Raw genomic sequence first — 14,051 nt, forward strand, 5'->3', positions numbered from 1 at the left:
GCGTGGCAATCTTGAATAATCAGCTCAACTGAGAATTGTTTGCAGATAGTCATGACTCCCATCACTGCTGGTCTCCCCCGAATCCTGTCCATCGAAGACGACCTTGTGCTCGGCGCCTACGTCCATGAACACCTGGACCGCAGTGGCTTCCAGGTGACCTGGTGCCAGAACGGCCAGGAAGGCCTGGAGATTGCCCGGCGGCAACCGTTCGACGTGGTGCTGATGGATATTCTGCTGCCGGGCATGGACGGTCTGGCGGTACTGACCCAATTGCGCCAGAGCCATTCCACCCCGGTGCTGCTGATGTCGGCCCTCGGTGCCGAGGCCGATCGCATCAGCGGCTTTCGCCTGGGGGCCGATGATTACCTGCCAAAGCCTTTCAGCATGGTGGAGTTGCGGGTACGCATCGAAGCCATTCTGCGGCGGGTGGCCCTCGACCGCCGGCCCGCCCCCGCACCCGCAGTGCCGGGCCCTTCGATGGACAGCCTGCGTTTCGACGAAGAAAGCTTCGAGGTCTTTTATGGCGAACAGGCCGGCGGCCTGACCCGCAGTGAATATCGGTTGCTGGAGACGCTGCACCGCAGCGCCGACGAAGTACTGAGCAAAGCCTTCCTTTATCAACAGGTGCTGCAGCGCGGTTACGCGGCCCATGATCGCAGCCTGGACATGCACATCAGCCAGATCCGCCGCAAGCTCAAGGCCATTGGCTACACCGAACGCGAAGTGCGCACGGTATGGGGCAAGGGTTACATCCTGAGTGCCGCCGATGAAATGTAACTTGCCGGGCAGGCATTCGCTGTTCTGGAAGCTTGCTTGCCTATTGGTTGCGTTCTGCTTGTTGATGATCTGGCTCAGTTGGTCCTGGGGACGTTATATGGAGCAACGCAACCAGTTCCTCTCGGATGAAGCCCGCGGCACCCTGACAGGCTATGCCGCCGAAGCCGAACAGGCGTGGCAGCAGCGCCAGAGCGCCGGTGTCGATGACTGGCTGCAAGGCATGTATCAGCGGGAAAAAGGCTGGGTCGGTGTCATCGGCGGTGATTTGCAGTCCTTGAGCAACCGATCGCTGACGGACAAGGAAATCGAACGCCTGACTTTTTTGCGCGGCCTCGATTGGCCGGTCCACAAGAAAGGCCGGCCGTGGATGCGCATACCGTTTCCCGGAGACCCGTCCGCCGGCAGCCTGGTGATCGAACTGCCCGAGCGCTTTGTGCCGGGTCATTACCGGGTGTTCTGGCGCGTGATCACCAACGGCGTGATTCCGGGGTTGTTCACCTTGCTGCTGTGCGTCGGCCTGTACCGCTTGCTGGTGGTGCCGCTCAACAGCCTGCGTGAGCAGGCCAATGCCTGGCGTGCCGATCAACTGAGCGTACGGCTGTCGACGCGGACCACCAATCGCTCGGATGAACTGGGCGAGCTGGGCAGGGCCTTCGATCACATGTCTGAACGCCTGCAAAGCACCGTGGCCTTGCAGCAGCAACTGCTGCGCGACCTGTCGCACGAATTGCGTACGCCCTTGAGTCGCCTGCGGGTGGCCAGTGAAAGTGAACAGGGACTGGAGCTATTGCGCGAACGTATCGGCCGTGAGGTCGATGGCATGCAGCGCCTGGTGGAAGACACGCTACAGCTGGCATGGCTGGACACCGAGCGCACCCGGTTGCCCGACGAGGCGATCCAGATCCAGGCCCTGTGGGAAATGCTCACGGAGAATGCCTGCTATGAAAGTGGCTGGCCCGATACCCGGCTGCAATGCACGGTGGATGCATCCTGCTGGGTGCGCGGTCATCTCAACACCCTGGCCCAGGCACTGGAAAACATTCTGCGTAATGCGATTCGGCATTCGCCGGCCGGAGGCATAGTCAAATTGGGCGGGCGGCGTGATGGCGATTTCTGGCACCTGTGGCTGGAGGATCACGGCGGTGGTGTGGCGCAAGCTGACCTGGAACGGATCTTCCTGCCGTTCACCCGACTTGATGGTTCGCGGCCGGGGGATGGCGGGTTTGGCTTGGGGTTGAGTATCGCCAGGAACGCGGTGCAGCGTCAGGGCGGGAAGCTTTGGGCGCAGAACACCGGGAATGGGTTGCGGATGAATTTGCGGTTGGTGGCGGAGGATGGCGATGCCAGTGACAACGCCTTCGCGAGCGAGCCCGCTCCCACATTGACCGTGTTCCAACCGCAAAACGCATGATCACCCCGGTACCCTGTGGGAGCGGGCTTGCTCGCGAAGATGCCCTCACTCCCACCACAACAACCCTGTTTTTCACACTCCGAGTGGCACAGCGACTTGTCGCTTGCAGCTCGAAGCCTGCCGCTTATTTCCATAAACCATAAGCACCACACTTTGCGTGATATGGCCTGCGAACGTTTGCCGGTATGATAGTCGCCCCCGCAGTCTGGATTGCGAATACGCCATGACCTTGCAGTACCCAACCATCGCCGATTGCGTCGGCAACACTCCGCTGGTCCGTTTGCAGCGCCTGCCCGGCGCCACCAGCAATACCCTATTGCTCAAGCTCGAAGGGAACAACCCGGCGGGTTCGGTCAAGGACCGTCCGGCGCTGTCGATGATCACCCGCGCCGAACTGCGCGGGCAGATCCACGCCGGCGATACGCTGATCGAGGCGACCTCGGGCAACACCGGGATCGCCCTGGCCATGGCCGCCGCGATCAAGGGTTACAAGATGATCCTGATCATGCCGGACAACTCCAGCGCCGAACGCAAGGCGGCCATGACGGCCTATGGCGCCGAGCTGATTCTGGTCAGCCAGGAGCAGGGCATGGAAGGCGCCCGTGACCTCGCGCAGAAAATGGAAGCCGAGGGTCGCGGCAAGGTCCTGGACCAGTTCGCCAACGGGGACAACCCCGAGGCGCACTACACCGGCACCGGCCCGGAAATCTGGCGCCAGACCGAAGGCACCATCACCCATTTCGTCAGCTCCATGGGCACCACCGGTACCATCATGGGCGTTTCGCGCTACTTGAAAGAGCAGAACGAGAACGTGCAGATCATCGGTCTGCAACCCATGGAAGGTTCGGCGATCCCGGGTATCCGTCGCTGGCCCCAGGAATACCTGCCGAAGATCTACCAGGCCGATCGCGTGGACCGCATTGTCGACATGGCCCAAAGCGAAGCCGAAGACGTGACCCGTCGTCTGGCTCGCGAAGAAGGCATCTTCTGCGGCGTGTCATCGGGCGGTGCCGTTGCAGCGATGCTGCGCCTGTCTAAAGAAGTTGAAAACGCGGTGATCGTCGCGATCATCTGCGACCGCGGCGACCGTTACCTGTCGACCGGCATTTTCGACGCGCCCAACTGATGGCCAAACATGAAAGAGGCCTGCGCTTCCAGCCCACCGGCGGCAGCAAGGCCCCGCAAATCCCGACCGGCAAAAAGCAGCGCCTGACCATCGAGCGCCTGGCCAATGACGGTCGCGGTATCGCGTTTTTCGAAGGCCGCACCTGGTTCGTCATCGGCGCATTGGCCGGCGAAGAAATCGAGGCTCGCGTGCTCGGTGCCCACGGCAAAGTGGTCGAGGCGCGGACCGAGCGGGTGTTCACGGCCAGCGAATTGCGCCGCCCGGCGCCGTGCGCCCATGCCGGTCGTTGCGGCGGTTGCAGCGTGCAGCATTTGCCTCACAACGAACAACTTGCCCTGAAACAGCGCATGCTCGCCGAGCAGTTGGCGAAGGTCGCGGGCGTCGAACCCGAAGAGTGGGCGGCGCCATTGAGCGGTGCGGAATTCGCATACCGACGTCGCGCCCGTGTGGCGGTGCGCTGGGACATGAAGGCGAAGAAACTCGAAGTCGGGTTCCGCGCCGCCGGCAGCCAGGACATCGTGGCCATCGCTGATTGCCCGGTGCTGGTACAGCCCTTGCAACCGATCATGAGCCGTCTGCCGGAGATGCTGCGGCGCCTGAGCAAACCTCAGGCTCTCGGGCATGTGGAGTTGTTCAGCGGTTCGACATTGGCGGTTTTGCTGCGGCACATGGCGCCGTTGTCCGACGCCGATCTGACGATCCTCAAGGAGTTCTGCGCGTTCCACGAAGCCCAGTTGTGGCTGCATGGCGACGGTGAACCGCAGCCGGTCGAGGCCGGTCAGTCGTTGGGCTATCGCCTTGAACAGTGGGATCTGGAGCTGGCGTATCGTCCCGGGGATTTCATCCAGGTCAACGCCGGAGTCAACGAAGCGATGGTCGCCCAGGCGCTGGACTGGTTGAAGCCGACAGCGGATGAGCGTGTACTCGACCTGTTCTGCGGCCTGGGCAACTTTGCCTTGCCGCTGGCCAAAGCCGCTCGCGAAGTGGTGGCGGTGGAAGGCGTGCAGGTGATGGTCGATCGGGCAGCGGCGAATGCCGCTAGCAATAATCTGCATAACGCGAAGTTTTTTCAGGCCGATTTATCCCAGCCTTTGACGGACGCTGAATGGGCCGCTGAAGGCTTTTGTGCGGTACTCTTGGACCCACCGCGTGACGGTGCTTTCGAGGTTGTGCGCAAGCTCAAGAGCCTGGGCGCCGAACGGTTGGTGTACGTGTCGTGCAACCCGGCGACCCTGGCGCGCGACACGGTCGAATTGATCAGGCAGGGCTACCGGTTAAAACGTGCCGGGATTCTCGATATGTTTCCTCAAACGGCACATGTCGAGGCCATGGCGTTATTTGAAGCGAGCTAGGATGCTCGTCTGGTCCGACTGGCCCGCCCGTGCAGCCGCACCCAGCCCGATGTGGGCGCACGGGCAACGAAGGTCAGCGATTTGACGCATTGAATCTGCGTCGTAGGGAAGGTAAGCAAGATGGTACAGGTGAGAGCACACCAGCCGATCAACACCGACGGCAGTATCAATCTCGAGGCTTGGCTCGATCACGCGGTGAGTGTCGATCTGGCACTGGATCGCGAAGCCTTGAAGGAGGCCTGCGAGTACGCTCGCGAGGCCGAACAACAAGCCAATGCGGCACAGAATCTGTGGTCGGAAGGTAACTCGACTTTCCGTACCGGCCTCGAGATCGCCGAGATCCTCGCCGATCTCAAACTCGATCAGGATTCACTGGTCGCCGCGATCCTGTATCGAGGCGTGCGCGAAGGCCAGATCAAGTTGCCGGCGGTCAGCCAGCGCTTTGGTCCGGTGGTGGCCAAACTCATCGACGGCGTGCAGCGCATGGCCGCGATCAGCGACAGCCTGAGCCCGCGCAAATCCCTGGTGCTGGGCACCCAGGGCCAGGTTGAAAACCTGCGCAAGATGCTGGTGGCCATGGTCGACGACGTTCGCGTCGCCCTGATCAAGCTGGCCGAACGCACTTGCGCAATCCGTGCGGTGAAAACCGCCGACGACGAAAAGCGCAACCGCGTGGCCCGCGAAGTCTTCGACATCTACGCGCCACTGGCCCATCGCCTGGGTATTGGTCATATCAAGTGGGAGCTGGAGGACTTGTCCTTCCGTTACCTGGAGCCGGACCAGTACAAGCAGATCGCCAAGTTGCTGCATGAGCGGCGACTGGATCGCGAGCGCTTCATCAGCGACGTGATGAGCCAGCTGAAAAACGAATTGCAGGCTACCGGCGTCGATGCCGACATCAGCGGCCGGGCCAAACACATCTATTCGATCTGGCGCAAAATGCAGCGCAAGGGTCTGGAGTTCAGCCAGATCTACGACGTGCGTGCCGTTCGTGTGCTGGTGCCGGAAATGCGCGATTGCTACACCGCGCTCGGCATCGTCCACACCCTGTGGCGACACATCCCGAAAGAGTTCGACGACTACATCGCCAACCCCAAGGAAAACGGCTATCGCTCGCTGCACACGGCGGTGATCGGGCCCGAGGGCAAGGTGCTGGAAGTGCAGATCCGCACTCACTCGATGCATGAGGAAGCCGAACTCGGCGTGTGCGCGCACTGGCGCTACAAGGGCACCGACGTCAAGTCCGGTTCCAATCACTACGAGGAGAAAATCTCCTGGCTGCGTCAGGTGCTCGAGTGGCATGAGGAGCTGGGCGACATCGGTGGCCTGGCGGAACAGCTGCGGGTCGATATCGAGCCTGACCGGGTCTACATCTTCACCCCGGACGGTCACGCCATCGACTTGCCGAAGGGCGCGACGCCCCTGGACTTCGCCTACCGCGTACACACCGAAATCGGTCATAACTGCCGCGGCGCCAAGATCAACGGGCGTATCGTACCGCTCAACTACAGCCTGCAAACCGGTGAACAGGTCGAGATCATCACCAGCAAGCACGGCACCCCGAGCCGCGACTGGCTGAACCCGAACCTGGGCTACGTCACCACGTCGCGGGCACGGGCGAAGATCGTTCACTGGTTCAAGTTGCAGGCTCGTGACCAGAACGTCGCGGCCGGTAAAACGCTGCTTGAGCGCGAACTCAATCGCCTCGGTCTGCCCGCGGTGGATTTCGACAAGTTGGCCGACAAGGCCAACATGAAAACCGCCGAGGACCTGTTCGCTGCCCTCGGTGCCGGCGATTTGCGCCTGGCGCAACTGGTCAACCTGGCGCAGCAACTGGTCGAGCCGGAGCGCGGCAACGAACAGCTGGAACTGATTCCGCGCAAGGCCACCGGTTACAAGCCGGGCAAGCGCGGCGATATCCAGATTCAGGGCGTTGGCAACCTGATGACCCAGATGGCCGGTTGCTGCCAGCCATTGCCGGGCGATGCAATCGTCGGCTACATCACCCAGGGCCGCGGCGTGAGCATTCACCGCCAGGACTGCGCCTCGGTGCTGCAACTGGCCGGGCGCGAGCCGGAGCGAATCATCCAGGTCAGCTGGGGGCCGGTACCGGTGCTCACCTATCCGGTGGACATCATCATCCGCGCCTACGACCGTTCCGGTCTGCTGCGTGACGTCTCGCAGGTGCTGCTCAACGAGCGGATCAACGTGCTGGCGGTCAACACCCGCTCGAACAAGGAGGACAACACCGCGTTGATGTCCCTGACCATCGAGATTCCGGGGCTGGATGCATTGGGGCGGTTGCTGGGGCGGATTTCGCAGTTGCCGAACATCATCGAAACCCGGCGCAACCGGACACCATAAGACATGTAGGAGCGAGCTCGCTCGCGATGGACGTCAACGATGACGCGTGCAATCAGGTTAAACGCGCCGTCCTCAGGTTCTTCGCGAGCAAGCTCGCTCCTACAGAGAGCGGGCAGAGATTGATCGATGTATAGCCTTGAAGATTTGTTACACCTGATGAGCCGCCTGCGCGACCCGCAGTACGGTTGCCCATGGGACATCAAGCAAACCTGGGCCACCATCGTCCCGCATACCCTTGAAGAAGCCTACGAAGTCGCCGACGCCATCGAACGCGGCGACTTCGATCACGTGCAGGGTGAGCTGGGTGATCTGTTGTTCCAGGTGGTGTATTACAGCCAGTTGGCCCGGGAGGAGGGGCGCTTCGAGTTCGCCGGCGTGATCGACAGCATCACCCGCAAGCTGATCCGCCGTCATCCCCACGTGTTCCCCACTGGTGACCTGTATGCACCGCTGGATGTCCCGCGTCTGAGCGAGGAACAGGTCAAGCAGCGCTGGGAAGAGATAAAGGCCGAAGAGCGCGCGGAGAAATCTTCGGCACCCGAACAGTTGTCGTTGCTCGATGATGTCCCCGCTGCATTACCGGCGCTGTCCCGCTCGGCCAAATTGCAGAAGCGCGCAGGGCAGGTCGGCTTCGACTGGCCGGACGCCTTGCCGGTGCTCGATAAAGTGCGTGAGGAGCTCGATGAAGTCCTCGAAGCCATGTCGGAAAACGATCCCGAAGCCGTGGCCGACGAGATCGGCGACCTGCTGTTTTCAGTGGTCAATCTGGCGCGGCATCTCAAGGTCGATCCGGAAACTGCGCTGCGTGGCGCCAACGGCAAGTTTGAACGACGCTTCCGTTTTATCGAACAGGCATTGCGCGATACCCGTCGTCCCATGGAAGATTGCACCCTCGAAGAGTTGGACGCCTTGTGGGGCGAAGCCAAACGTCAGGAAAAGAATTTGCCCAACTGCGGTTGAGCAGTGGCCTAAGTGAGTAATAAGCACCATGAGCATTTCCCTTCGCGACCAGTTGCTCAAAGCAGGGCTGGTCAACCAGAAGCAGGCCAAGCAGGTCAGCAAAGACAAGCAGAAGCAACAGCGCCTGGCCCACAAGGGGCAAATCGAGCTGGATGATTCCCAGCAGCGCGCGGCACAGGAAGCCATGGCCGAGAAGGTCAAGCGCGACCAGGAACTCAACCGCCAGCAGCAGGAAAAAGCCGAAGCCAAGGCCCGTGCCGCGCAGGTCAAGCAATTGATCGAAGCCACGCGTCTGCCGAAGTTGACGACCGAGGACTACTACAACTTCGTCGACGACAAGAAGGTCAAGCGCCTCTCGGTCAACACCCTGATGCGCAACAAGCTCAGCAACGGTTCGCTGGCTATCGTGCATCACGCTGGTGGCTACGAAGTGATTCCGCGTGAAGCGGCACTGAAGATCCAGGAGCGCGATCCGCAGCGCATCGTGCAGATGAACGTGAAGACCGAAGAGGTCAGCACCGAGGACGATCCGTACGCGGCCTATCAGATTCCTGATGACCTGATGTGGTAAGCCGTTAGCCGCTGCAACAACGACAAACCCCGCTCATGGCGGGGTTTGTCGTTTTCAATGCTGTGACAGGTTCAGGCGGATCGTAAATCCCGATGCTGTTCTTGCAGTTCCAGTTCGGCCTTGTAGTTGTGGGCGTCGATTTCGTTGTGGAACATGCCGACCAGCAAGTCTTGTTGATGCACGTCCCAGATCCGTACACCGGCGGCTACGCCTTCATGGGACATGTGTGAATCGTCGCGTTCAGTTACTTTAACAGTCATCTGCTAGCTCCAAATCTCAAGTTATCTGCAGCAAGGCGTGTGCAGGACTCTGTTATAGATTTTGTTAGCCTGCTAAGTAAATGGTCGAGATTGGAAAGGGTTTTTTACAAAAATGGAAACAGTCCTGCAGCCCGCGTAATCCGCGACATTCGGTCGCGGGCTGTTGAGTTTCATGACAAAAGCTTCATGTTCGCGACGATGAAAACTGCGGGCTGAACGCAAAACCTGTGGGAGCGGGCTTGCTCGCGAATTCGGTCCGGCATTCACCACCTGTGTCGACTGAAACACCGCATTCGCGAGCAAGCCCGCTCCCACATGTATCGCATGTGCTGTCCCATTTTCAGAGTGCAAAAAAACGCCCCGAACCAGTCGGGGCGTTTTTTGTGCGGCTCAGCAGCGGGAAATTACTTGCCTTCCCAGCGCTTCAGTACCAGCGTGGCGTTGGTGCCACCGAAACCGAAGCTGTTGCTCATCACGGTGTTGATGGTGGCGTTTTCGCGGGTCTTGGTCAGCACCGGCAGGTCGGCCACTTCAGGGTCCAGCTCGTCGATGTTGGCGGAACCGGCAATGAAGTTGCCTTCCATCATCAGCATGCAGTAGATCGCTTCGTGAACGCCGGCGGCGCCCAGGGAGTGACCCGACAGGCTCTTGGTGGAGCTGATGGCCGGAGCCTTGTCGCCAAACACTTCACGCACACCTTTCATTTCCGCGACGTCGCCGACCGGGGTCGAAGTGCCGTGGGTGTTCAGGTAGTCGATCGGGGTGTCGACGGTGGACAGCGCCTGCTGCATGCAGCGGATCGCGCCTTCGCCGCTCGGGGCAACCATGTCGTAGCCGTCGGAAGTCGCGCCGTAGCCAACGATTTCCGCGTAGATCTTCGCACCACGGGCCAGGGCGTGTTCCAGCTCTTCAACCACGACCATGCCGCCACCGCCGGCGATGACGAAACCGTCACGGTCGGCGTCATAGGCACGGGAGGCCTTTTCCGGAGTGTCGTTGCGCTTGCTGGACAGGGCGCCCATGGCGTCGAACAGGAACGACTGGCTCCAGTGCTCTTCTTCACCGCCACCGGCGAAGACGATGTCCTGCTTGCCCATCTGGATCTGTTCCATGGCAGTACCGATGCAGTGAGCACTGGTGGCGCAGGCAGAAGCGATGGAGTAGTTCAGGCCCTTGATCTTGAACGGAGTGGCCAGGCAAGCGGAAACGGTGCTGCTCATGGTCCGCGTTACGCGGTATGGGCCGACGCGCTTGACGCCTTTCTCGCGCAGGATGTCCAGCGCTTCCATCTGGTTCAGGGTCGATGCGCCACCGGAGCCGGCGATCAGGCCGGTACGCGGGTTGGACACCTGCTCTTCGGTCAGGCCCGAGTCGGCGATGGCGTCTTTCATGGCCAGGTAGGCATAAGCTGCCGCGTGGCCGACGAAGCGATAGATCTTGCGATCGATCAGCTCTTCAAGGTTGAGGTCAATGGAGCCGGAAACCTGGCTACGCAGACCCATTTCGGCATATTCCGGGTTGAACCGGATGCCAGGGCGGCTTGCACGCAGGTTAGCGGAGACGGTCTCTTTGTCATTGCCCAGGCAAGAAACGATGCCCAGACCAGTGATAACGACGCGGCGCATGCGGATAACCCTTAGAAGTTGTCAGTGGAGGTGAACACGCCGACCCGGAGGCCTTCGGCGGTGTAGATTTCGCGCCCGTCGACAGTGACCGAACCGTCGGCGATGGCCAGGTTCAGCTTGCCCTTGAGGACGCGCTTGATATGAATGTTATAGGTGACTTTCTTGGCGGTCGGCAGGACCTGGCCGAAGAATTTCACTTCGCCCGAACCCAGCGCACGGCCACGGCCCGGCAGGCCTTGCCAGCCCAGGAAGAAGCCGACCAGTTGCCACATGGCGTCGAGGCCCAGGCAGCCCGGCATCACCGGATCGCCTTCGAAGTGGCAGGCGAAGAACCACAGGTCCGGAGTGATATCCAGCTCGGCGACCAATTCACCTTTGCCGTACTTGCCACCTTCTTCGCTGATCAGGGTGATGCGGTCAACCATCAGCATGTTCGGGGCGGGCAGTTGCGCGTTACCTGGGCCGAACAGCTCACCGCGACTGCAGCGCAGCAGGTCTTCCCGGGTAAAGGCGTTTTGTTTGGTCATGCGAGCTCCTCAATAGTCCCATGCGGCAGGTGGGGCAAATCTTCCCGGCCGATCGAAGCGTTCATGCCTCGAACCGGCAGCCTACTCATAGACTATTGCGTTGTGGTGAAAGTCACAGCAACAAGGACATGAATGTACACTTGTGCACTGAAATTATTATTCAAGCCCCTTTTCGGGCCTGTCGAGGTGCCTAAGACTGCCGCACTTTCGCCTTTCACGCCAGTCGCAGATGGTCGAAAGGCCTGTACTACTGCACCCAACGTTGCAGAATTTGCTGCAGATCATTCCGTTTGAAGGGTTTGGCCAGGTAATCGTTCATTCCCGCCGACAGGCACGCTTCGCGATCGCCCTGCAAGGCATTGGCGGTCAGGGCAATGATCGGCAGGTCGGTGCAACCGGGCAACTGGCGGATCTGCCGGGTGGCTTCATAGCCATCGATGACCGGCAAGCGGCAATCCATCAGGATCGCTTCGAAAATCAGGCTCTCGGCACTGCGTACCGCCTGCGCGCCGTCGGTCGCGACACTGACCTTGAAGCCCAGGCTGCGCAACATGGCTTCGATGACCGTCTGGTTGACCGGGTTGTCTTCGACCAGCAGCACATTGCGCCCTTCGCCGTCGCTGTTGCCGGTTTGCGCGCGTGGGGCCAACGGCGGCTGTGTCTGCTTGTGCAGTGCCAGGGGGATTTCCAGGGTGAACACCGAGCCGCGGCCTTCCTCACTCTGCGCGCGCAAGGTACCGCCCATGCGCTCGGCGAGCGTGCGGGCGATCGGCAGGCCCAGCCCGGTGCCACCGTAGCGCCTTGAAATGGAGCTGTCGGCCTGCTGGAAAGCGTTGAACATCAACTCCAGGCTTTGCGCCGGGATGCCGATGCCGCTGTCGCGCACTGTGCAGGTGAACCATAGCAACTCGTGATCCAGCGACTGCCACTGAGCCGCGATGGTGACACGGCCCTGCTCGGTGAACTTCAGCGCATTGCCGACCAGGTTGACCAATATCTGCCGGATACGCGTCGGGTCGCCCTTGACCTGCAAGCCGCGCATGTCGTCGGGGATCATCAGTTGCAAGTCGAGACCGCGCTGCGCGGCGCTGTGCTGGAACGACTGGGCGCAACTGCCGATCAGGTCGACGAGGTTGAACGGAATATGCTCCAGTTCCAGTTCCGAACGTTCGATCCGCGAAAAATCCAGGATGTCGTTGATGACCTTGAGCAAGTGCTCGGTAGATTCCGAGGCCAGCGCCGCGTACTCCACCTGTTCCTCGGTCATGTCGGTGGTTTCCAGCAACTGCAGCATGCCCAGTACGCCATTCATTGGCGTGCGCAGTTCATGGCTCATCATGGCGAGGAAGTCGGATTTGGCGTTGTTGGCCTTTTCCGCCTCTTCGCGGGTCTGGATCAACTGCGCCATGGCCTGGTGTTGTTCGCGGCTGGCCTGCTCGAGACCGCTGGCGAGGTTGTTGATGTGTTGCGACAGCGCCCCCAGCTCGGTGTCATCGACAATCGGCAGCGGTTTTTTGTAGTCGCCGTCCTGGATTGCCTTGACCGCATTGCCGATGTCACGGATCGGTCGCGACAGGCTGCCCGCCAGACGCCGGGCCACGAGGAAGGTAAAGAGCAGGGCAAACAGCGCCAGGATGGCGGCCTTGAGCACGATTTCCTGCTGACGCCGGCTGAAGGCATCGTTGGACAGCCCGACGATCACCCGGCCAAGATAGTCTTCGGCGGGGGCCGCACTGGCGGTTTTGCTGCTCTGAAAAAAATCATTGTGCAAGGCGATTCGCTGCAGCCGTATCGGTGCCTGGAACACTTCGAGCTGCTGCGCGCGATTGTGGTGTTCACTCGGTTGTTCGACGTACACCAGAACCCGGTTTGTACTGTCCTGGATTTCCAGAAAGCTCACGTTGGGTGTGGCCAGCGTCGCCTTGAGCAAGGTTTCGAGCACTTCGATGTTGCCCGAAATCACGCCGTACTCGGTGGCCGGGGCCAGTTGATTGGCGATCAACTGGCCGGTGTGGGTGATTTCCTGACGCAGATCCTGAATGCGTACGAACGTGAAAAAACTGATCAGCAACAAGGTCAGCAGCAGGGCAGGGCCAAGGCTGATGAGTTGGGTGCGAGTGTTGATGTCCCAGCGGCGGCGCAAGCTCATGGACGGCGTTCTCCTTCAGCCAGCAACGTGGCGACAGACGCTTCGTTTATCTGTTCGATACCCAGCGAACGCGCCACCTGCGGATTACTCGCGACCTTGAATCGATCGGGGTAGTGCGTGCGCGGCCAGGTGGCCGGTGGCCGGTCGAGCAATTCGTTGATGATCGCCAGCCAATCGCTCTGATCGCTGTAAGTGCTGGCCAGACTCCCGGCCTTGACGAATCCGGCGTTGGGTCCGATCAGCGCCACTTGCTGCGAGTAGCTGCTCAGCAGCAGGTTCTTGGCGGTTTGCGGGTTGTACAGGTCGGCGTCGTCCAGGCCCAGCAACACGTCGCTGTTTTTCAGCAAGGCCTGTAGCGGGCGACTGTCGTGAATGTTGTCCCAGCGCTGGGTGACCACCTCAAGGCCCAAGGGGAGGGCGGCCTGACGCAACTCATTCAACAGGAATTCACTGTGGTTGTCGTAGAGCACGCCGATGCGTTTGGCTTGCGGCAACAGGGTGCGTGTCAAGCGCAACTGGCGGTCCAGCGGTGGATCGCTCCATAGCAGGGAAAGGCGCGCAGGCAGCATGTTGTTCAAACGTTGCCGGGCTTGCAGGCGGCTGATACGCAACACCAGTGTTGCCGGGCCCCGGGCGCCCTGCAGGCGCCAGTCGAGGCTGGGCAGGTCGAGCAGTATCAAGCGGGTGTTTTCCGGCAGCTTGTCAGGAACCGGCAAACTGGCCAGTGTCTGGAATCGTACGTTATCGCTCGGCCGTAATTCGCTCAGGGCCTGAGTAAACGCCCGCACACCGGGGCTGTCTTCGGCCCCCGTGAGCAAGATGTCGGCCGCGTTACTCGCCAGGCTGCCCAGCAGACCGCTTGTCAGCAGGCAAAGCATGGCCAGCAGCCGACCCAGGGTCGGCGCTCTCCACGCCGGACGACACGGCAT

At 60.9% G+C, this 14,051-nt stretch carries 12 protein-coding genes; 7 read left to right on the top strand and 5 right to left on the bottom strand.

The window, feature by feature from the left end; genetic code table 11:
* The first annotated feature begins 51 nt into the window (after window positions 1-51).
* The 7 genes from ACEN8Q_RS30465 (at window position 52) to ACEN8Q_RS30495 (ending at window position 8,561) form a co-directional block, all read left to right on the top strand.
* Window positions 52-777 (top strand): response regulator transcription factor, encoded by a 726-nt coding sequence (locus ACEN8Q_RS30465; protein ID WP_413427745.1) that lies wholly within the window; start codon window positions 52-54, stop codon window positions 775-777.
* Entirely contained in the window at window positions 767-2,188 is a 1,422-nt protein-coding gene (locus ACEN8Q_RS30470) for a histidine kinase sensor domain-containing protein (protein WP_413427746.1), read from the top strand. The genes ACEN8Q_RS30465 and ACEN8Q_RS30470 overlap by 11 nt, the downstream gene beginning before the upstream one ends.
* Window positions 2,189-2,411: 223 nt before the next feature.
* Entirely contained in the window at window positions 2,412-3,314 is a 903-nt protein-coding gene (cysM, locus tag ACEN8Q_RS30475) for a cysteine synthase CysM (RefSeq protein ID WP_413427747.1), read from the top strand.
* On the top strand, window positions 3,314-4,666 hold the full coding sequence (gene rlmD / locus ACEN8Q_RS30480; protein WP_413704184.1) for a 23S rRNA (uracil(1939)-C(5))-methyltransferase RlmD: 1,353 nt from the start codon (window positions 3,314-3,316) through the stop codon (window positions 4,664-4,666). The genes cysM and rlmD overlap by 1 nt, the downstream gene beginning before the upstream one ends.
* A gap of 120 nt (window positions 4,667-4,786) precedes the next feature.
* Window positions 4,787-7,030 carry a GTP diphosphokinase gene (relA, locus tag ACEN8Q_RS30485; protein WP_008016525.1) on the top strand — a complete coding sequence of 748 codons (2,244 nt, stop codon included), beginning with the start codon at window positions 4,787-4,789 and terminating at the stop codon, window positions 7,028-7,030.
* Between the two features lie 126 nt (window positions 7,031-7,156).
* A complete protein-coding gene (gene mazG, locus ACEN8Q_RS30490; protein ID WP_413427749.1) occupies window positions 7,157-7,990 on the top strand; it encodes a nucleoside triphosphate pyrophosphohydrolase in 834 nt (277 codons plus the stop codon).
* 28 nt (window positions 7,991-8,018) lie between these two features.
* The gene (locus ACEN8Q_RS30495) at window positions 8,019-8,561 is read left to right on the top strand and encodes a DUF2058 domain-containing protein (RefSeq protein WP_137805339.1); all 543 of its coding nucleotides are present in this window, start codon (window positions 8,019-8,021) and stop codon (window positions 8,559-8,561) included.
* Between the two features lie 71 nt (window positions 8,562-8,632).
* On the opposite strand, the gene ACEN8Q_RS30500 is transcribed toward ACEN8Q_RS30495, so the two are convergent.
* From ACEN8Q_RS30500 to ACEN8Q_RS30520, 5 genes are all read right to left on the bottom strand, one after another.
* Window positions 8,633-8,821: a hypothetical protein gene (locus ACEN8Q_RS30500; protein WP_413704185.1), complete on the bottom strand. Its 189-nt coding sequence runs from the start codon at window positions 8,819-8,821 to the stop codon at window positions 8,633-8,635.
* Between the two features lie 404 nt (window positions 8,822-9,225).
* The gene (gene fabB / locus ACEN8Q_RS30505; RefSeq protein ID WP_008016529.1) at window positions 9,226-10,446 is read right to left on the bottom strand and encodes a beta-ketoacyl-ACP synthase I; all 1,221 of its coding nucleotides are present in this window, start codon (window positions 10,444-10,446) and stop codon (window positions 9,226-9,228) included.
* An 11-nt stretch (window positions 10,447-10,457) separates the two neighbouring features.
* The gene (fabA, locus tag ACEN8Q_RS30510) at window positions 10,458-10,973 is read right to left on the bottom strand and encodes a 3-hydroxyacyl-[acyl-carrier-protein] dehydratase FabA (protein ID WP_003179264.1); all 516 of its coding nucleotides are present in this window, start codon (window positions 10,971-10,973) and stop codon (window positions 10,458-10,460) included.
* Window positions 10,974-11,220: 247 nt separating this feature from the next.
* A complete protein-coding gene (locus ACEN8Q_RS30515; RefSeq protein WP_413427750.1) occupies window positions 11,221-13,122 on the bottom strand; it encodes an ATP-binding protein in 1,902 nt (633 codons plus the stop codon).
* Window positions 13,119-14,051, bottom strand: coding sequence for an ABC transporter substrate-binding protein (locus ACEN8Q_RS30520; protein ID WP_413427751.1), 933 nt, complete (start codon window positions 14,049-14,051; stop codon window positions 13,119-13,121). Before ACEN8Q_RS30520 ends, ACEN8Q_RS30515 begins: the two co-directional genes overlap by 4 nt.

The sequence above is a fragment of the Pseudomonas sp. Pseusp16 genome (assembly GCF_047324915.1).
Taxonomy (GTDB): domain Bacteria; phylum Pseudomonadota; class Gammaproteobacteria; order Pseudomonadales; family Pseudomonadaceae; genus Aquipseudomonas; species Aquipseudomonas fluorescens_CD.

Bases quoted from the DNA above. Each gene is read 5' to 3' on its own strand.
- ACEN8Q_RS30465 (WP_413427745.1), top strand. From the start codon at position 52: ATGACTCCCATCACTGCTGGTCTCCCCCGAATCCTGTCCATCGAAGAC.
- ACEN8Q_RS30470 (WP_413427746.1), top strand. From the start codon at position 767: ATGAAATGTAACTTGCCGGGCAGGCATTCGCTGTTCTGGAAGCTTGCT.
- cysM (WP_413427747.1), top strand. From the start codon at position 2,412: ATGACCTTGCAGTACCCAACCATCGCCGATTGCGTCGGCAACACTCCG.
- rlmD (WP_413704184.1), top strand. From the start codon at position 3,314: ATGGCCAAACATGAAAGAGGCCTGCGCTTCCAGCCCACCGGCGGCAGC.
- relA (WP_008016525.1), top strand. From the start codon at position 4,787: ATGGTACAGGTGAGAGCACACCAGCCGATCAACACCGACGGCAGTATC.
- mazG (WP_413427749.1), top strand. From the start codon at position 7,157: ATGTATAGCCTTGAAGATTTGTTACACCTGATGAGCCGCCTGCGCGAC.
- ACEN8Q_RS30495 (WP_137805339.1), top strand. From the start codon at position 8,019: ATGAGCATTTCCCTTCGCGACCAGTTGCTCAAAGCAGGGCTGGTCAAC.
- ACEN8Q_RS30500 (WP_413704185.1), bottom strand. From the start codon at position 8,821: ATGACTGTTAAAGTAACTGAACGCGACGATTCACACATGTCCCATGAA.
- fabB (WP_008016529.1), bottom strand. From the start codon at position 10,446: ATGCGCCGCGTCGTTATCACTGGTCTGGGCATCGTTTCTTGCCTGGGC.
- fabA (WP_003179264.1), bottom strand. From the start codon at position 10,973: ATGACCAAACAAAACGCCTTTACCCGGGAAGACCTGCTGCGCTGCAGT.
- ACEN8Q_RS30515 (WP_413427750.1), bottom strand. From the start codon at position 13,122: ATGAGCTTGCGCCGCCGCTGGGACATCAACACTCGCACCCAACTCATC.
- ACEN8Q_RS30520 (WP_413427751.1), bottom strand. From the start codon at position 14,051: ATGCCGTGTCGTCCGGCGTGGAGAGCGCCGACCCTGGGTCGGCTGCTG.